Source organism: Nocardia sp. NPDC127579, assembly GCF_042672005.1.
GTDB lineage: Bacteria > Actinomycetota > Actinomycetes > Mycobacteriales > Mycobacteriaceae > Nocardia.
The window spans coordinates 105653-123402 of the sequence record NZ_JBHXVZ010000001.1 but is presented as its reverse complement, the minus strand read 5'-3'; the positions used below and the strand labels follow the sequence as shown (position 1 = coordinate 123402).

General features: G+C 68.6%; 20 protein-coding genes and 1 pseudogene. 13 read left to right on the top strand and 8 right to left on the bottom strand.

Annotation, left to right across the window (positions count from 1 at the left end; genetic code table 11):
* Positions 1-462: 462 nt before the first annotated feature.
* From ACFVMC_RS00700 to ACFVMC_RS00685, 4 genes and pseudogenes are all read right to left on the bottom strand, one after another.
* Positions 463-559 (bottom strand): annotated as a pseudogene (locus ACFVMC_RS00700) (RNA methyltransferase); the annotation flags it as partial.
* A gap of 369 nt (positions 560-928) precedes the next feature.
* Positions 929-1567, bottom strand: a complete 639-nt coding sequence (locus tag ACFVMC_RS00695) for a Type 1 glutamine amidotransferase-like domain-containing protein (RefSeq protein ID WP_379205689.1) — start codon at positions 1565-1567, stop codon at positions 929-931.
* The gene (locus ACFVMC_RS00690; protein WP_379205688.1) at positions 1567-2397 is read right to left on the bottom strand and encodes a maleylpyruvate isomerase family mycothiol-dependent enzyme; all 831 of its coding nucleotides are present in this window, start codon (positions 2395-2397) and stop codon (positions 1567-1569) included. Before ACFVMC_RS00690 ends, ACFVMC_RS00695 begins: the two co-directional genes overlap by 1 nt.
* On the bottom strand, positions 2394-2855 hold the full coding sequence (locus tag ACFVMC_RS00685; RefSeq protein WP_379205687.1) for an HIT family protein: 462 nt from the start codon (positions 2853-2855) through the stop codon (positions 2394-2396). Before ACFVMC_RS00685 ends, ACFVMC_RS00690 begins: the two co-directional genes overlap by 4 nt.
* Positions 2856-3260: 405 nt before the next feature.
* Here ACFVMC_RS00685 and ACFVMC_RS00680 point away from each other — a divergent pair, with 405 nt between their 5' ends.
* The 5 genes from ACFVMC_RS00680 (at position 3261) to ACFVMC_RS00660 (ending at position 7271) form a co-directional block, all read left to right on the top strand.
* On the top strand, positions 3261-4379 hold the full coding sequence (locus ACFVMC_RS00680) for a Re/Si-specific NAD(P)(+) transhydrogenase subunit alpha (RefSeq protein ID WP_379205686.1): 1119 nt from the start codon (positions 3261-3263) through the stop codon (positions 4377-4379).
* Complete coding sequence (locus ACFVMC_RS00675; protein ID WP_379205685.1) at positions 4379-4696, top strand: NAD(P) transhydrogenase subunit alpha; 318 nt, start codon at positions 4379-4381, stop codon at positions 4694-4696. The genes ACFVMC_RS00680 and ACFVMC_RS00675 overlap by 1 nt, the downstream gene beginning before the upstream one ends.
* A gap of 3 nt (positions 4697-4699) precedes the next feature.
* The gene (locus ACFVMC_RS00670) at positions 4700-6118 is read left to right on the top strand and encodes an NAD(P)(+) transhydrogenase (Re/Si-specific) subunit beta (protein WP_379205684.1); all 1419 of its coding nucleotides are present in this window, start codon (positions 4700-4702) and stop codon (positions 6116-6118) included.
* Between the two features lie 78 nt (positions 6119-6196).
* Positions 6197-6772 carry a hypothetical protein gene (locus tag ACFVMC_RS00665; protein WP_379205683.1) on the top strand — a complete coding sequence of 192 codons (576 nt, stop codon included), beginning with the start codon at positions 6197-6199 and terminating at the stop codon, positions 6770-6772.
* A gap of 49 nt (positions 6773-6821) precedes the next feature.
* Positions 6822-7271 (top strand): nitroreductase family deazaflavin-dependent oxidoreductase, encoded by a 450-nt coding sequence (locus ACFVMC_RS00660; protein ID WP_379205682.1) that lies wholly within the window; start codon positions 6822-6824, stop codon positions 7269-7271.
* Here ACFVMC_RS00660 and ACFVMC_RS00655 read toward each other — a convergent pair.
* Complete coding sequence (locus ACFVMC_RS00655; protein WP_379205681.1) at positions 7261-8460, bottom strand: MFS transporter; 1200 nt, start codon at positions 8458-8460, stop codon at positions 7261-7263. The two genes, ACFVMC_RS00660 and ACFVMC_RS00655, sit on opposite strands and share 11 nt — an antisense overlap.
* 197 nt (positions 8461-8657) lie before the next feature.
* Here ACFVMC_RS00655 and ACFVMC_RS00650 point away from each other — a divergent pair, with 197 nt between their 5' ends.
* Both ACFVMC_RS00650 and ACFVMC_RS00645 read left to right on the top strand, forming a co-directional pair.
* Positions 8658-9611, top strand: coding sequence for an AraC family transcriptional regulator (locus ACFVMC_RS00650; protein ID WP_379205680.1), 954 nt, complete (start codon positions 8658-8660; stop codon positions 9609-9611).
* Positions 9612-9637: 26 nt separating this feature from the next.
* Positions 9638-10039: an acyl-CoA thioesterase gene (locus ACFVMC_RS00645; RefSeq protein WP_379207742.1), complete on the top strand. Its 402-nt coding sequence runs from the start codon at positions 9638-9640 to the stop codon at positions 10037-10039.
* Here ACFVMC_RS00645 and ACFVMC_RS00640 read toward each other — a convergent pair.
* The 3 genes from ACFVMC_RS00640 to ACFVMC_RS00630 all read right to left on the bottom strand — a co-directional run bounded on the left by ACFVMC_RS00640 (position 10036) and on the right by ACFVMC_RS00630 (position 12170).
* Positions 10036-10761 (bottom strand): DUF2625 family protein, encoded by a 726-nt coding sequence (locus tag ACFVMC_RS00640; protein ID WP_379205679.1) that lies wholly within the window; start codon positions 10759-10761, stop codon positions 10036-10038. The two genes, ACFVMC_RS00645 and ACFVMC_RS00640, sit on opposite strands and share 4 nt — an antisense overlap.
* 81 nt (positions 10762-10842) lie before the next feature.
* Positions 10843-11646 (bottom strand): SDR family oxidoreductase, encoded by an 804-nt coding sequence (locus tag ACFVMC_RS00635; protein ID WP_379205678.1) that lies wholly within the window; start codon positions 11644-11646, stop codon positions 10843-10845.
* Positions 11647-11672: 26 nt separating this feature from the next.
* Positions 11673-12170, bottom strand: a complete 498-nt coding sequence (locus ACFVMC_RS00630; protein WP_379205677.1) for an Lrp/AsnC family transcriptional regulator — start codon at positions 12168-12170, stop codon at positions 11673-11675.
* 142 nt (positions 12171-12312) lie between these two features.
* On the opposite strand from ACFVMC_RS00630, the gene pdhA reads away from it, so the two are divergent.
* The 6 genes from pdhA (at position 12313) to ACFVMC_RS00600 (ending at position 17682) form a co-directional block, all read left to right on the top strand.
* Complete coding sequence (pdhA, locus tag ACFVMC_RS00625) at positions 12313-13422, top strand: pyruvate dehydrogenase (acetyl-transferring) E1 component subunit alpha (RefSeq protein WP_379205676.1); 1110 nt, start codon at positions 12313-12315, stop codon at positions 13420-13422.
* Entirely contained in the window at positions 13419-14393 is a 975-nt protein-coding gene (locus ACFVMC_RS00620) for an alpha-ketoacid dehydrogenase subunit beta (protein WP_379205675.1), read from the top strand. The genes pdhA and ACFVMC_RS00620 overlap by 4 nt, the downstream gene beginning before the upstream one ends.
* Positions 14394-14405: 12 nt before the next feature.
* Positions 14406-15677, top strand: coding sequence for a dihydrolipoamide acetyltransferase family protein (locus tag ACFVMC_RS00615; protein ID WP_379205674.1), 1272 nt, complete (start codon positions 14406-14408; stop codon positions 15675-15677).
* Between the two features lie 67 nt (positions 15678-15744).
* Complete coding sequence (locus tag ACFVMC_RS00610; RefSeq protein ID WP_379205673.1) at positions 15745-17103, top strand: nucleobase:cation symporter-2 family protein; 1359 nt, start codon at positions 15745-15747, stop codon at positions 17101-17103.
* A gap of 37 nt (positions 17104-17140) precedes the next feature.
* Positions 17141-17383, top strand: coding sequence for a ribbon-helix-helix domain-containing protein (locus ACFVMC_RS00605; RefSeq protein WP_379205672.1), 243 nt, complete (start codon positions 17141-17143; stop codon positions 17381-17383).
* The gene (locus ACFVMC_RS00600) at positions 17380-17682 is read left to right on the top strand and encodes a type II toxin-antitoxin system PemK/MazF family toxin (protein ID WP_379205671.1); all 303 of its coding nucleotides are present in this window, start codon (positions 17380-17382) and stop codon (positions 17680-17682) included. The genes ACFVMC_RS00605 and ACFVMC_RS00600 overlap by 4 nt, the downstream gene beginning before the upstream one ends.
* The last annotated feature ends 68 nt before the right edge of the window (positions 17683-17750 follow it).

The window sequence follows — 17750 nt, the reverse complement described above, 5'->3', positions numbered from 1 at the left end:
GCGGCGCCCCACTCTGACGGGCGCCCCACTCTGACGGGCGCCCCACTCTGACGGGCGCCCCACTCTGACGGGCGCCCCACTCTGACGGGCGCCCCACCCTGACGGGCGCCCCACCCTGACAGGCGGGACACCCTGCGGCACCTTCTCGCGCCGATCCGCCGCGGTGTCGGCCCGAGCGCGACCGGCACCGGATTTCGCCGATCCGGCCCACATCGGGATGACGGTGGCGTTTCCCAGGCCGCTGCACAGTCGACGGCCGCTCACCCGCCGGAGACCAGCGACCCGATATCGGGCAGATTCCCGATCCGCTGGGTCAGCGGCCGCCCCGGCGCGTCGACCTGCGGTGGCCCCGATGATGGAAACCCGCAGCCTCGAAGGCCGGCCCGCCTACCGCGACGCCATCGACCGGGTGCCACGTTTCGTGCCGCGCCCGCCGGGGATCAGGATGCCGTTCAGTACGGGGCGGGCACGCGGGGGCCAGGCCGTGGGCCTCGTTGCCGAAGAGCCAGGCGACCGGGCCGGCGAGGATTTCATCGGCGTCGTCGAGGTCGACTGCGCCGCGAGGGTGGCGGCGCCGGGTTCACCGCGAACCGGATTGAGCCGCAGCGCGATTGCCAGCGGATCCGGAGCAGCGTCGATGACGACCTCGGGCGGAGTGGGGTTGGTGCTGACCTGGACCGCGGCCCGCACCCTCGAGGGTGAAGAAGGCGGCAGGCCGCGGCGAGTGTAGGCGAGGTTGGCCAGGGGTGCGGCGTCGGCGGGGCCGCCGATCTCCGTGCCAGCCGTAGTGGCCGTCGTACTGGGTGGTGCGGGTCTCGGTACGGTGTCGAGGTTGCGCAGGGTGACCGTGGCCGAGACCTCTGGGCCATGTCGCGGAATGCTCCTGGACGAGATCAACTCCTGGCGATATTCGCTGCCGTGTGCCCGGTCAGGCCAGGAGTTCGGGGGAGTCGCCGTCGACCACCACGACTCCGTCGTCGGTCAGTGCCCAGTGTGGGAGCCCCGCGGCGGTGTACTGGGCGACGAGGCGGTTGCCGAAGTCGTCGGGGTCGAGGGCGGAGTCGACGTGCGGGACTATGCGGTGGTCGACGAGACCCAGTCCGTCCCAGAGAGGTTCGATGCCGCAGGTGGGCCGGACTTCGGCGGGGTCGTCGCTGGATTCCAGGCCGTGCAGGTCGGGCGTGAGGAGGCAGGCGCCGGCGCTGTAGCCGGAGTAGACGAGGGCGTCCTCGGCCAGCAGCCGGGGCAGGACGAGATCGGCTCCGCTGCGGGCGAATTGGGCGCGCAGGACGAAGGTGTTACCGCCGCGGACCCACAGGAGTGGGTATTCGCGCAGGGTGCGCTCCAATTCCGTTGGGCGCGTGATGAAGTCGCGGAGGTCGAGAATCTCGGGTGAGTAACCGTGGCGGCGCAGGGGGACGAGGTCGCTGGTGACGGCCGACTCCCAGTAGTCCGGCCAGGCGTCACAGGCGTTGGGAATCACCGCGACTCGGCCGGGCGTGCCGACGAGCTCGGCGAGCCGGTCGGCGTGTGCGCCGAAGCGGTAGCTCGCCAGGAACAGCCGCATCAGAGCGTGAACGCGAGATTGCGCACCAGGCGGCGGCCGAGCTCCTCGTCACCCGCGATCTCGATCTCGTCCGAGTGCGCGTCGGCGGTGGTGCGCCCGCCGCCGAGCCGTACCAAAAGACTGGAGTTCAAGCCGATCCGGACGGTCGGGTCCCCGTCGAAGGAGTCCACGTACCCGGCTCGTCCGTCCACCTGAACGCGGAGCGTGCGGGTCTGCGGGCCGGTGAGCTCGAGCTCGATCCGCGACCCGTCCGGTGCCTTGCCGAGCTTGCCGATCGCCCGCGGCAGCGACACCAGGAACTCCTCGAACGCCACCGTCCCGCGCCTGCCGCCCTCGTCGACGCTGACCCCGAGCGCGTCGGCCACGTCGAGTTCGTGCATCCAGCAGTCGAACAGCCGCACCCGCATGAATCGCGCGTAGGGCACCTGCCCGATCGGCGATTGTGTCGGCACCGACCATTCCTCGTCGCTCAGCTTCGCCAGTGCCGCGCGCCGCCGATCGGTGACCTCGCCGAACAGTTCGAGCAGCCGGGCGCCCGGCAGCGGCCGCAGCCGATCGATCCAGATCTCGTTGAGCACCGCGACCTCGTTGCGCACATGCGGCAGGGTCCGCACATCGGTTTTGGGCCGCATCGGATCATGTGCGGGCGGTTGTTCGCCCAGCAGCCAGGATTCGGTTCCCACCACGTGCGCGACCACATCGAACACGGTCCACCCGGGCAGCGGCGACGGTGTGCGCCACCGGTTTTCGGGCAGGCCGTCGACCAGTGCGGCGATGGCGTCCCACTGCTGCCCGAGCAGTGTGGTCAGCTCATCTCGATCGAAGGTCATGCCTGGGTTCCTTCCACGGGGTCGGTGTCTTCGGTGGCCAGCGCGGCGATTCCGGCCCGGATTGCCGCGGCGGTGCCCTCCGGATCGTGCGGGCGGCGCAGCAGAAAGCCTTTGGCGAAGCTGAGGGTGTCGCCGTGCCGACGGGGGATGACGTGCAGGTGGACGTGCGCGACGGTCTGGAACGCGGCTTTGCCGTCGTTCATCACCAGGTTCGCGCCGTCGGCGGCGAGGGTGCTGCGCCGCATGGCCAGGGCCAGCCGATGTCCGGCCCGGAAGATGCGCGCGCCGGTGTCGGCGTCGAGGTCTTCGAGTTCGGCGGCGTGTGTCTTGGGAATGATCAGGGTGTGCCCGCGTGCGATGGGCCGGATGTCGAGGAAGGCGCACAGGGTGTCGTCCTCGTAGACCGTGGTCGCCGGCGCGGTACCCGCCACGATGCGGCAGAAGACGCATTCACTCACAGGCCAGACCATACGGCGTACAGCCGCCGCCGAACAGCCGAAAGCGCCATTCGACATGACGCACGTCACTCTTGGTGCCGCGGCGGCGCTCTGACCTGCCAGCCCACCTCAGGGTAAGTATCCGACCGGTAGGTGCGCTCTTGTGGCGTCCACCTGCGCCGACGACTATACGAAGGCGAGGTGGCGAGCCGATCGCGAAGGCGATCGGGGGAACGAGGAGCGGATTTTCGCCACCATCGCGTGAGGGGCGTCTCAACTACCCTCACACCAGCCCGGGTACAGTTGCGAGGATTTGGACGAACTTACTCACAAGTAGCATCGTCCAGCCCTCGTTTACCGACGTCACGCACACCAGCACCACGTCGTGGGTAACGCTGAGCCAGTTCGAGTAAGGAAGTCTGACAAGTGGAGACAACGCAAAACGTCGGCGATTCGTCGCCGCACGGAGCGCGTGTCGGAGTCGTTCGCGAATCCAGCGCGGGCGAGCGACGTGTCGCATTGGTGCCCAAGATCATTCCGGCGCTGCAGAAGCAGGGCGTCGAGGTCGTCGTGGAGGCGGGCGCCGGACTCGGCGCGCTCATCCCCGACGAGGCCTACGTCGCGGCCGGCGCGACCATCGGCGATCCCTGGTCGGCCGAGGTGGTCGTCAAGGTCGCCCCGCCGACCGACGCCGAGGTGGCGCGACTGTCCGCCGGGCAGACGCTGATCGGGTTCCTCGCGCCGCGTAACGCCGACAACCAGATCGGCGCGCTGAAGACCGCCGGTGTGCAGGCCTTCGCCGTCGAGGCGATCCCGCGTATTTCGCGCGCGCAGGTGATGGACGCTCTGTCCTCACAGGCCAATGTCGCCGGATACAAGGCCGTGCTGCTCGCGGCCTCCGAATCGACCCGGTTCTTCCCGATGCTCACCACCGCCGCGGGCACCGTGAAGCCCGCGACCGTGCTCGTGCTCGGCGTCGGTGTCGCCGGTCTGCAGGCGCTGGCCACGGCCAAGCGGCTCGGCGGGCGCACCACCGGCTACGACGTGCGTCCCGAGGTCGCCGACCAGGTGCGCTCGGTCGGTGCGCAGTGGCTCGATCTCGGCATCGACGCCGCCGGTGAGGGCGGCTACGCCCGCGAGCTCACCGACGAGGAGAAGGCCAAGCAGCAGCAGGCGCTCGAGGACGCGATCAAGGGCTTCGACGTGGTGATCACCACCGCGCTGGTCCCGGGCCGCCCCGCACCGCGCCTGGTCACCGCTGCCGCGGTGGAGGGCATGAAGCCCGGCAGCGTGATCGTCGACCTGGCCGGTGAGACCGGCGGCAACTGCGAGCTGACCGAACCGGGCCAGACCGTGGTCAAGCACGAGGTCACCATCTGCTCGCCGCTGAACCTGCCCGCGACCATGCCCGAGCATGCCAGCGAGCTGTATTCGAAGAACATCGCGGCCCTGCTGGAACTGATGTTGGTGGACGGCAAACTCGCCCCCGACTTCGCCGATCAGGTGCTCGCGGATTCCTGCGTTACTCGTGAGGTGGACGCCTGATGTACACCGGACTTCTGGCCAATATCGCGATCCTGGTGCTGTCCGGGTTCGTGGGCTTCGCCGTCATCTCCAAGGTGCCCAACACCCTGCACACGCCGCTGATGTCGGGCACCAACGCCATTCACGGCATCGTCGTGCTCGGCGCGCTGGTCACCCTGGGCAAGATGGAGGATCCCTCCCTCGGCATCCAGATCATTCTGTTCGTGGCGCTGGTCTTCGGAACCCTGAACGTCATCGGTGGTTTCGTGGTGACCGACCGCATGCTCGGCATGTTCAAGGGCAAGAAGAACACCGCCGTCGAGAAGGCGGAGAAGTAAGCCATGGACAATCTCGTCAATATTCTCTACATCGTCTCCTTCGCGCTCTTCATCTATGGCCTGATGGGCCTGACCGGGCCGAAGACCGCCGTGCGCGGCAACTGGATCGCCGCGGTGGGCATGTTCCTCGCGGTGGTCGCGACCCTGATCTCGGTGCGCGACACCAGCAACTGGATCCTGATCGTCGGCGGCCTGGTCGTCGGTGTCGCGCTCGGCATTCCGCCGGCGCTGCGCACCAAGATGACCGCGATGCCGCAGCTGGTCGCCGCCTTCAACGGCGTCGGCGGTGGCACCGTCGCGCTCATCGCGTGGGCCGAATTCCTGGACACCACCGGGTTTTCCGCGTTCAAGCACGGCGAGTCCCCGACGGTGCACATCATCGTGGGTTCGCTGTTCGCGGCGATCATCGGTTCGGTGTCGTTCTGGGGTTCGCTGATCGCCTTCCTCAAGCTGCAGGAGACCCTGCCGGGCCGCCCGATCGGCATCGGCAAACTGCAGCAGCCGCTGAACCTGCTGCTGCTGCTCGTCGCGGTGGGCGCCGCGGTGCTCATCGGGATCCGGGCCGCCGACGGTGGCGCGCCCTGGTGGACGATGGTGCTGCTGCTGCTCGCGGCCGGCGTGCTCGGCCTGATGGTGGTGCTGCCGATCGGCGGCGCGGATATGCCGGTGGTCATCTCGCTGCTGAACGCGCTGACCGGTCTGTCGGCCGCCGCGGCGGGTCTGGCGCTGAACAACACCGCCATGATCGTGGCGGGCATGATCGTCGGCGCGTCCGGCACCATCCTGACCAACCTGATGGCCAAGGCGATGAACCGGTCCATTCCGGCGATCGTGGCCGGTGGGTTCGGCGGCGGCGGTACCGCTCCCGGTGCGTCCGACGGCGAGCAGAAGCAGGCCAAGGCCACCTCCGCGGCCGATGCCGCGATCCAGATGGCCTACGCCAACCAGGTCATCGTGGTGCCCGGCTACGGCATGGCCGTCGCCCAGGCGCAGCACGCGGTCAAGGAGATGGCGGCGCTGCTCGAGGCCAAGGGCGTCGAGGTCAAGTACGCCATCCACCCGGTGGCGGGCCGCATGCCCGGTCACATGAACGTGCTGCTGGCCGAGGCCGAGGTTTCCTACGACGCCATGAAGGAAATGGACGACATCAACGGCGAATTCAGCCGGACCGATGTGGCCCTGGTGATCGGCGCCAACGACGTCACCAACCCGGCGGCCCGCGAGGACAGCTCCAGCCCGATCTACGGTATGCCGGTGCTGAACGTGGATCAGGCCAAGAGCGTCATCGTGCTCAAGCGCTCGATGAACTCCGGTTTCGCGGGCATCGACAACCCGCTGTTCTACGCTGACACCACCTCGATGCTGTTCGGCGACGCGAAGAAGTCCGTCGGTGCGGTCACCGAGGAACTGAAAGCGCTGTAGCCGGTTCGACGCTGCGGCCCTCCGTTTCCGAACGGAGGGCCGCTTCGTCTGTGTCTGAGAGTTGCCCGAGACAAACGCATGACCATGCCCCCGAATTACGGCCCGCCGCCGCGATATCCGTACCCTCCGTCCCCGTTTCCGCCGCCGACTCCCCGCGACAAGGTCATGGGCTGGGTGAAGGTCGTGGCCCCCGTGGTGGTGCTGTTCCTGGTGGCGGGAGTGTTCTGGCTGCTGCGGGGGAGCGGGCCGAGCATCGCGATCGGCGAATGCGGCACCCTGTCCGGCAGCCCGGCCGAGGCGAAGTTCACCCCGGCGGACTGTGCCGACCCCACGGCCAACTACGTGGTGGCGCAGCGGCTGGACGGCGCCGACGCCGACTGCGCGACAAAGGATTACGCCAGCTACTACCAGGACGGCGGCACCGAGTTCACGCTCTGCCTGCGCCTGAACGCCGCCGAGGGCGACTGTTTCGTCGGCGGTTCGTCCCGGGCCAGCACGAGAGTGGAGTGCACCGGACTCGCCGACTTCAAGGTCGGCCGGATCGTCCGGGGAGCAGCCGCCGTGTCGGCGTGCGGCGCGGTCGGCGCGGTGGACAACACCTTCGTCTTCCCGGAGCCGGAACCGCTGACCTTCTGTCTGGTCGCGCCGAAGTAGGCTGCGTCGCTGCGCCATTGGGGTCCGCCGGGCTGTTAGCGTCGAACCCATGACCAGTGTCGGCGCGCGTCTGCTGCGGACGCGCTGGTTCGTGCGCGCACCCATCGGCCTGTTCCGGGCCGGTCTCGGGTTCCTGTTCGGCTCGCGATTGCTGCTGCTCGAGCACGTCGGCCGGACCTCGGGCGCGGCGCGCTACGTCGCCCTGGAGACGGTGGCGCGGCCCAGCCCGGACCGGATCGTCATCGCGTCCGGCTTCGGCGCCTCGTCGCAGTGGTACCGCAACCTGCTGGTCACGCCCGAGTGTCATGTCTGGATCGGTTTCCGGCGGCGCGTGCCCGCCGTGGCCCGCGTCCTCGACCGGACCGAAGCCGCGAATGTGCTGGCGGACTACAAGATTCGGCACCCGGCGGCGTACCGCGAACTGGGCGGCATCATTCAGGAGGCCACCGGCCGGGGTATCGACACGGTGCCCATGGTGGAGCTGGAACTCACGCCGTGACCCGGTCTCTCGGCGGCGCCACCACACCGGCCTGCCAGGCGCACAGCAGCAGGAGCAGCAGGGGCGCGGCGAGTGCGGTGGTCAGTGGGACCAACGCGGTGAGCCAGCCGATGACGGCCGGGCCCGCGAGCAGGCCCAGATAGCCGAGACCGAACACCCGCGACATATCGGTCGCCGCCGTGCGGGAGCCGAGATTGCCTGCCGCCGTGAATATCTGAGGGATACCGCCGGACAGGCCGATACCGCACAGCGCCCAGCCGAACAGCGTCGTCGCGGCCCAGGGGGAGACGATGATCAGCCCGAGCCCGAACGCGCAGATCAGGCTGCCGTAGCGGACCACCGCCACCCGGCCGAACACACCCGCGATGCGGTCGGTGGCGAAACGGCCCGCGGTCATCGTGAACGAGAACGCGGCGAAAGCCAGTGCGGCCGTGGCCTCGTCGGCATCCAAGTGTTCACGGACCTGTAGTGCGCTCCAATCCGCCGCTGCCCCTTCGCAGAGCAGCAGCACGAACGCGATCAGACCCAGCGCCAGCACTTTTCGGGTGCGCCGGGACATCCGGGGCGCAGTGGGCTCGGACACCTCGTCGACCTGGACGGCCTCGGCGACCGCCCTGGTGTCACGCAGTAGCAGCGGCAGCAGCGCCGCGGTGAGCCCCAGGCAGACCACCGCCGCCAGGCCCAACGTGAGGCGTACGTCCCAGTCCGCGCGCTGGGCGGCCGCGCCCAGCACCGACCCCAGGAAACCGCCGCCGGAGAACAGCGCGTGGAAGGCCGACATGATCGGCCGCCCGTAGGCCCGCTCCACGTGCACCGCCTGGGTGTTCATCGACACGTCCAGCGCGCCGTTGCCGAAACCGAAGCAGGCCAGCCCGATGGCGAGCGCGACCGGGCCGGTGGCCAGGCCGGGGCCGAGCACGGTGAGCGAGGTGATCGCGGCGGCGGCTCCGACCAGCGTGCGGCTGCCGAACCGGTCGGCCAGCGGGCCCGCGATTCGCATGCCGACGATGCCCGCGCCCGCCAGCATCAGGATGAACGTGCCCAGCGTCGATTTGGCGACTCCGGTCCGGTCGGTGATGACCGGAATGTGCACGACCCAAAGGGCCAGCAGGAATCCGTTGAGCGCGAAGACGGCGAACACTGCCGCCCGCGCCCGCCGCAGCCGAGGACCCACCGTCGAAGCCAGCATCACTAGACGGTACCGACGCACCGCGCACCCCACGCCGACTTCGGTCCCGCTGTTCGGCGGAAGGCCGGGCTGCCCGTGACCGCGCGCTGCGGGCACCCGGCTCCGGTACCGCGAGCGCCCGGTTCTGCGTGTATCCAGCGGAAGAGCCCGGGTCGCGCGACCGTTCGCGATCACGTGGTCGCGTCTACAGTGGATGTGTGGATGCGCTCGCCAGCCTGCTCGAAGGTCCACGCGCCCGGGGTGCGTTCGTCATGTGCTCCCTGCTGGACCCGCCGTGGTCGCTGCGGATCCAGGACGAGGCCCCGCTGACGGTGGTGTCGATGGTCCGCGGCAGCGCCTGGATCCTCGCCGACGGCTCCGATCCGCGCCCGCTCACCGCCGGCGAGGTGGCGATCTTCCGTGGGCCGCAACCGTATACGGTCGCCGACGACCCGGCCACCGAGCCGCAGATCATCATTCATCCGGGCCAGGTCACCAAGACGCCCGATGGTGAGATCCTTTGCGAGACACTGAGTCTCGGCACCCGTCAGTGGGGCACCGATCCCGAGGGCGCCGCCGTGATGGTCACCGGCACCTACGAGTCCGCGGGCGCGGCCAGTCAGCGTCTGCTGCGCGCGTTGCCGCCGGTGCTCGTGCTGCCGCACGGCGATCTCGACACCCGCCTGCTCGATCTGCTGGCCGACGAGGCCACCAAGGACCAACCGGCCCAGAGCGCGGTCCTGGACCGCCTGCTCGATCTGGTGCTGATCGCCGCGCTGCGCGCCTGGTTCGCCCGGCACGAGGCCCCGGCCTGGTACCACGCCTACAGCGATCCGCTGGTCGGCAAGGCCCTGCGCTTGCTCCAGCACAATCCGGCGCACGGGTGGACGGTGGCCGGGCTGGCCGAGGCGGTCGGGGTGTCCCGGGCGGCGCTGGCTCGTCGGTTCACCGATCTGGTCGGCGAGCCGCCGATGGCGTTTCTCACCGAGTGGCGGCTGGCGCTGGCCGCCGACCTGCTCCAGGAAACCGACTCGACCATCGAGTCGATCGCGGGCAAGGTCGGATACGGCAGTGCGTTCGCGCTGAGCGCCGCGTTCAAGCGGCACTTCGGCGTCAGCCCGCGTGACCACCGGCAGGGGGCCGCGGCCGCTCCGCTATCGTCGGCCGGGTGAGTGAGCAGTATCCGGTCCTGTGGCCGATGCCGACGCGGTGGGCGGACAACGACCACTACGGTCACGTCAACAACGTGACCTACTATTCGTACTTCGATACCGCGGTCAACGCGTGGCTGATGCAGGCCACCGGCACCGATATCCGTGACCTGCCCGCGCTGGGCGTGGTCGCCCAGACCTCCTGCCAGTATCTGGGTTCGATCAGTTTCCCGGACCAGCTGCGGGTCGGCCTGCGGATCTCCCGCCTGGGCCGCTCCAGCATCACCTACGACCTGGCCATCTTCCGCGAGACCCCCGACGGTCTGGAACTCGCCGCGAAGGGTGTCTTCGTCCACGTCTATGTGGATTCGCAGACCCGCAAGCCGATCGAGATCCCGGAGGTCATCCGCACCGCGGCCGCCGCCCTGGTTGCTCGACCGGTCGTCTAGCGGCGGCGCCAGAAGCGTTTCGGCTCGGATTTCGCCGGGGCACTTCGTGTTCGGTCGTCGAACTGCAATGCGACGTCGCGGTGCAGGCGAGTGAGTTCGGTCAGCGGGCAGGTGGTTCGGCTGGTCGCCGAGATATCGTCGCCCTCGGCGCTCCACAGCGGTGGGTAGATAGACAGCCCCTGCCCGGGTGACAGCGGCCGTACTTCGTCCACCCATCCGGGCCAGCGCAGCCCGCCGTAGAGATCGGCCAAACCTCCGTTGAGCGCCCACATTACGAACGCCGAATGGCCGAAGCCGGTTGATTCCCAGGTCAGGCTGTCGGGCATGAGATAGCAGACGTCACCCGGATTCGCGGGCAGGCCACCGCCGTTGATCACGAACTGGCCGCCCAGCACATCCAGCGCAACGACCAGTGACGGTGGAACTCCGCTGTCGTGCTGGGCGCCGATCTCGCTCATGGTGGCGATATCGGGCAATTCGGAATGTCCGCCGCCGAGCATTCGGAGCCAGCCTTGGTCGAGAAGCAGACCGCCGGTGTGCAGGGCGAGCGCGCCCAGTGTCGAGCGTGCGGTTACCTGTAGCCGCCGCAGGGTTTCCTGCGCGCGTCTGGCTTCGACCGGCAGGACGGCGACGGAGACCGTCGCGGTGGCCAGGTCATCCTGGAGGTCGGGCCAGGCCGGGTCATCGACATCGGCGAGTTCATCGAAGGTACGAAGCTTCACGCCACCGATTGTTATACGTCGATGCCGAGAAAGGCGCAGGCCCGCGCGAGATTTGATAGTCGATTGACATCGCACCGCTGCCTATGCGCCCAGCATCGTCTGGAAGCGCCGCATGCCGTCGAGCCAGCGGTCGTAGTCGGTGCCCTTGCGCTGGTACATGGTCAGGACCTCCGGGTGCGGGAGGATGAGGAAGGTTTCCGCCGCGACACCCGAGACGATCGACTCCGCTACGTGTTCCGGTGTGAGGACAGCGCCTGCGGTCCGCACAGCTTTGACGGCGAGTTCCGCGGCCTCCGGGTGGTCCGGGATCAGATCGCCCTTCAGCAGTCGGGTGTCCACACCCATCGGGCACACACAGCTGACTTGAATGCCCTTGTCCCCGTAGGTGACCGACAGCCATTCGGCGAATCCGACCGCGGCGTGCTTGGTGACCGAGTACGGCGCGGAACCGATCTGGGTGAGCAGGCCCGCCGCCGACGCGGTGGTGACGAAGTATCCGCTGCGTCGTTCCAGCCAGCCGGGCGTCAGCAGGCGCGCGGCCCGTACATGGGCCAGCACATTGACTTCCAGTGCGGCCGACCACTGTTCGTCGGTGCTGTCCAGCCCCGGCCCGCCACCGATACCGGCGTTCGCGAAATACAGGTCCACCGGCCCGAATTCGGCCTCGGCCCGGGCAATGAGGCCCGCGATCACCTGCTCGTCGGACACATCGCCGCCGACCGCGACGGCATGCGCGCCGATCGATTCGGCTACCCGTGCGGCGCCGGCGGAATCCAGGTCGGCGATCACCACCCGCGCCCCGCCGTCCGCGAGCCGCCGTGCCAGCGCCGCCCCGATCCCCGCGCCGCCCCCGGTGACAATCGCGACCTTGCCCGAAATCTCCATTCCCGCACCCTACGGGGTGCCGAAGGTCAAGGGTTTCCGGCGGCGAGGCGCTCCAGCAGCGGTGCGGTGCGCGGGCCGACCAGTTCACGCATGACCAGGGCCATATTGGTGCGTTCGACGCCGGGGATCTTGAGGATCTGCCCGGCGATCCGGTACAGGTCGTCGGCGTCGCGCGCCACCACCCGCACGGTCAGGTCGGTCAGCCCGGTCATGCCGCACACCTCGGTGACCTCGGGTACCTCGGCCAGGGCATCCACCACCGCGTCCAGTTGATGCTGGTCGACGACGACCGCCACGAACGCCGACAGCGGATAGCCCAGAGCGCGTGGGCGCACCCGGCGTTCGAAGCTGCCGAGGACGCCGCTGGCCTCCCAGCGCGTCAGCCGCGCCTGCACGGTATTGCGGGACAGGCCGAGTCGGGTGGCGAGCTCGACGCCGGTGGCGCGCGGGTTGGCGACCAACTCCAACAGCAGTCGCGCGTCGGTGGCGTCCAAGGTCGGGTCGGCGGGTTCTCTACTGGACATATGCGCAGTATGACACCGATCCCGCCCGAACTTTTGAGCATTCTGCTCAGGGCGTTCCGTGCCACTTGCGCACTTCGCCTGTCCGGGCATGCTGTGAGGTAGAGCACACAATGCTCGGTGTCCGTGGTAGGAGGCGATCCCGGTGCCCGACAAACCCGCGTATCCGGTCCAGTTGATCCAGCCCGACGGCCGCCGCGTCCTCGATCGGGAGCATGCCGCCCTGGTCGCCGACATCGGCCCGGCCGAATTGCGCGCGCTGTACGAGGATCTGGTGGTCAGCCGCCGGATCGATACCGAGGCGACCGCGCTGCAACGGCAGGGGCAGCTGGGACTGTGGCCCCCGCTGCTCGGCCAGGAAGCCGCCCAGGTCGGCTCGGCCCGCGCACTGCACCCCGACGACTACGTGTTCTGTAGCTATCGCGAAGCCGCCGTCGCCTACTGTCGCGGCGTGAATCCGCGTGAGCTGACCCGGCTCTGGCGTGGCGCCGCCCACTCCTGCTGGGATCCCGAGGCGGTGCGGATGACCAACCCGAATATCGTCGTCGGCGCGCAGGGCCTGCACGCCACCGGCTACGCCTACGCCGCCCACCTGGACGGCGCCGAGATCGCGACCCTCACCTACTTCGGCGACGGCGGCAGCAGCCAGGGCGATATCGCCGAGGCGCTGGGTTTCGCGTCGAGCTGGAGCGCGCCGGTGGTGTTCTTCTGCCAGAACAACGGGTGGGCGATCAGCGCACCGGTACGGGTGCAGAGCGCGACCCCGATCGTGCGCCGCGCCTACGGTTACGGGATACCCGGTGTCCAGGTCGACGGCAACGACGTGCTCGCGGTGCTGGCGGTGACCCGTCAGGCGGTCGGCCGGGCGCGCAGCGGCGGCGGCCCCTCCTTCATCGAGGCGCTGACCTACCGGATGGGCCCGCACACCACCGCCGACGATCCGACCCGCTACCGTGCGGCCGCCGAGACCGAGGAGTGGAAGCGCCGCGACCCGATCGACCGGTTGCGCCGCCTGCTCGAGCGAGAAGACCTGTACGACAGCGTGTTCGAGCGCTCGGTCGCCGAGCGGGCCGACACCGTCGCCGAACAGGTGCGCACCGCCACCATCGAGATGCCCGATCCGGCGCCGGCCGAGCTGTTCGAACACGTCTACTCGACCCCGCATCCGCTCGTCACCGAAGAGCGGCGCGAGTATCTGCGGTACCTGACCGGCGATCCTGGCGCGGTACCCGTGCACGAAGGAGCCCGCCCATGATCACCACCTTCGCCGCCGCGCTCAACGCCGGTCTGCGCAAAGCCCTCGAGGACGATCCGAAGGTCCTGCTGATGGGCGAGGACATCGGCCGGCTCGGCGGTGTGTTCCGGGTGACCGACACCTTGCAGAAGGACTTCGGCAACAACCGCGTCGTCGACACCCCGCTGGCCGAATCCGGGATTGTCGGAACGGCTTTCGGCATGGCGCTGCGCGGCTACCGCCCGGTCTGTGAGATCCAGTTCGACGGGTTCGTCTACCCGGCCTTCGATCAGATCGTCTCCCAGGTCGCCAAGATCCACTACCGAACCCAGGGAAAGGTCAAGGCGCCCTTGACGATCCGCATTCCCTTCGGCGGCGGTATCGGTTCGGTGGAGCACCACTCCGAATCACCGGAGGCGTATTTCGCGCACACCGCTGGCCTGCGCGTGGTCGCGCCGAGCACACCCGCCGACGCGTATCACCTGATCCGCCAGGCGATCGCCCTGGACGACCCGGTGATCTTCTTCGAACCCAAACGGCGCTACTGGGACAAGGCCGAGGTCGACTTCGGCACCGAGCCGGAGCTGCCGATGGATCGCGCGCGGGTTTGCGCGACCGGGACCGACGCCACTGTCGTCGCCTACGGCGGCACGGTCGCCACCGCACTCACCTCCGCGAAAATCGCTGAAACCGAGGGACATTTGCTCGAGGTGATCGATCTGCGGAGCCTCTCGCCGATCGACTTCGACACCATCGAGTCCTCGGTCACCAAGACCGGCCGGCTCGTTGTGGTGCACGAAGCACCGGTGTTCGGCGGGCTCGGCGCCGAGATCGCGGCCCGGATCACCGAACGGTGCTTCTATCACCTGGAGGCCCCGGTATTGCGCGTCGGCGGCTTCGACATCCCCTACCCCCCGGCTAAGCTCGAAAAACACCACCTGCCCGATCCCGATCGCATCCTGGCCGCGGTCGACCGTTCGCTCGCCGCCTGAGAGGTGCCGCCCGTGCCCGACAGCAACGTCCTGGAGTTCCGGCTACCGGATCTCGGCGAGGGACTGACCGACGCCGAACTGCAATCCTGGGCGGTGGCCGTCGGCGACACCGTCGAACTGAACCAGACCATCGCGGAGGTGGAGACGGCCAAGGCGGTCGTGGCGCTGCCGTGTCCGTTCGCGGGGGTCGTGGTCGAACTGCTGGCCGAGCCGGGCGACACGGTCGAGGTGGGTGCGCCGCTCATCCGGGTGCGCAGCGATCAGGACGCACCCGCCAACGGTGCACGCACCTCCGTGCTGGTGGGGTACGGGCCGGAGGGGGAGACCGTCTCGCGCCGTCGTCGTCCGGCGGTGGAAAGTGATGCGGCCGAGTCGATTCCGCCCAGACCCGACGGCGCCCGGGCCGCGGCCACCCCCGCGGCCCGCAAGCTCGCCAAGGAATTGGGGATCGACCTGTGGTTCATCGCCGGGTCCGGTCCCGACGGCGCGGTAACCGTGGAGGACGTGCGCGGTTCGGTTCCGGTGTCGCAGCCGCGCAAGCCCGGCGTGGCCACCCCCGCACCGCGACACGATCAGCCGCGCGGGCGCGAGGAACGCACCCCGGTCAGCGGGGTCCGCAAACGGATCGCGTCCGCCATGGTGGCCAGTGCTCGCACCATCCCGCAGGCCAGCACCTTCATCACCGTCGACTGCACCGCGTCGATGGAGATGCTCGATCATCTGCGCACCACCAAATCCTTCGAGGGCCTGACTCTGACCCCGTTGACGCTGGTGGCCAAGGCCGTGCTGGTCGCGATCAACGATTTCCCGGCGATCAACTCCGCCTGGGACGAAGCCAATCAGGAGATCATCACCAGGTTCTCGGTGAATCTGGGCATCGCGGTCGCCACCGATTTCGGCCTGCTGGTGCCCAATCTCAAGGACGCCGAGTCGGCGAGCCTGCGCGATCTGTGCAAGGAACTCGGCTGGCTCGCCGACACCGCCCGCTCCGGCAGCGCCACACCCGTCGACCTGCGCGGCGGCACCTTCACCATCACCAACGTCGGTGTCTTCGGCGTGGATTCCGGTGTGCCGCTGGTGAACCCGGGCGAAGCCGCCATCCTCTGCCTCGGCGCCATCGCCAAACGCCCCTGGGTCGTACGCGACGAACTCGCCGTCCGCTGGGTCACCACCCTGGGCCTCAGCTTCGACCACCGCCTCGTCGACGGTGAACTCGCCGCGCGCTTCCTCGCCACCGTCGCCGGCCTCCTCGAGGACCCGCTCACCCTGCTCAGCCGCGGCTGAGCAGGTGTCACCTGGGAGAAACACGCAGCATCGGGCGCGCGTAACGCGTGCCGGATACCTCTAGTACATGGCAGTAGCAGCACACCCCGTGGATACCCGATTGCCGTTCGGGCGGCAGCTGGCGTTCGGTATCCAGCACGTTCTCATCATGTACACCGGATGTATCACGGTCCCGCTCGTCTTCGGCGCGGCGGCGGGGCTCGATCGGGCGACGGTGGGCTTGTTGATCAGCGCCGACCTGCTGGTCGCGGGGATCATCACCCTGATCCAGAGCCTGGGTGTGGGCAGACTCGCGGGCGCGCGGTTGCCGATCATCTGCGGAGCCACCTTCGTCGGGTTGAATCCCATGATCCTGATCGCCAAGGAGTACGGTCTCGACGCGGTGTACGGGTCGATGCTGGTCGGCGGCGTGGTCGGCGTCGCGCTGGCGTATCCGTTCGCGCGGGTGGTGCGGTTCTTTCCGCCGCTGGTCACCGGCACCGTGCTCACCGTGGTCGGTGTCTCCCTGATCGGCGTGGCGGGTGGTTTGATCATCGGAACCGATCCGAAGGCGCCGAGTTTCGCCGCGCCGTCGCATATCGGCCTGGCCGCGGTCGTGGTGCTGGTCGCGGTCGGGTTCATCTGTGTCGGGCGGGGGGTGTGGTCGCAGCTCGGAGTGCTGATCGCTCTGGTCACGGGCATCGTGATCGCGATCCCGATGGGACTGGTCAGCGCCGATGGCATCGGCGGCACCGCGTGGCTCGGCGTGCCGCGGCCGTTCCATTTCGGCTCGCCGGAGTTTCCGGTGACCGCGGTGGTGGCCATGAGCATTGTCATGGCGGTGGTGTTCGCGGAGTCCACGGCCAGCATGCTCGCGCTCAGCGAGATCACCGGCAAGCCGATCGGCAAGGGGGATCTGGCGCGCGGCCTGGTGGGTGACGGGCTCTCGGGTGTGCTCGGCGGTGTCTTCACCGCGTTCGTCGACACCATTTTCAATCAGAATGTGGGTTCGGTGGCGGCCACCCGGGTGTTCAGCCGCTATGTGACGGCGGTCAGCGGCGTGCTGCTGATCGTGCTCGGCCTGGTGCCCCGCTTCGGGGCGGTGGTGGCGGCGGTGCCCAAGCCGGTGGTGGGTGGGGTCGGGCTGGTGCTGTTCGCGACCGTCACCGTGGTCGGCGTCCAAACCCTGCTGCGCGCCGACCTTTCCGATCGGATCAATGCCACCATCGTGGCCGCCGCGGTCGGTATCGGGCTGCTCCCGGAGATGGCGGGCGAGATGTTCGCGAAATTCCCCTCGTCCGCGCAGATCCTGCTGACCAGCGGTGTAACCCTGGGTGCGGGAACAGCTTTCGCCCTGAACCTGCTCTTCAATCACACCCGGTTGGGCGGCCTGGCCCGGCGGGCCGAGCCGGAACCGGTTACGGCCGGGGTACCCAGCCGCAGCTGAATCCCAAATGCAATACCAAGTTGGTATCATACTCGGTATGTCCAAGCAGATCACTGTCCGACTTCCTGACGAGCTGGTCACCTTCATGGACTCCGAGGTGACTGCTCAGCACTGCTCCTCCCGAGCCGCGCTCGTTGCCGCCGCGCTCGAGCATTATCGCGACCGCGTCATCGGTGAAGCTATCGTGGCGGGCTACCAGGCCATCCCGGATGGGGACGACGAGGATCTAGACGAATTCCTGGCTGCCGCGGAGCAGTCGGTCTGGAGTGACGAGCAGTGAGGCCGATTCATGTGGCCGAACTGGGGACCAAATCCCGGCCCGTGCTCGTACTCACCCGCGATGTTGCACGGCCGGTGCTCAATACGGTCACCGTCGCGCCGATTACCAGCACTATCCGCGACATTCCCACGGAAGTGCGGTTGGATGCCTCGAACGGTATCGCTCATGAATCCGTCGTGCTGCTGGACAAGGTGACGACGATTCCCGCTACTGCTCTGGGACGCCGAATCGGTTCGTTGCATCCCGGTCAAGAGCAGGCGCTCACCGATGCGATCCATGCCGCTTATGCGTTGAAATAGCCCACGTCGAATTCTCGGCCGCAGGTCTGGTGCTGGTCGCAGTCGGATTCATCTGTATCGGGCGCGGC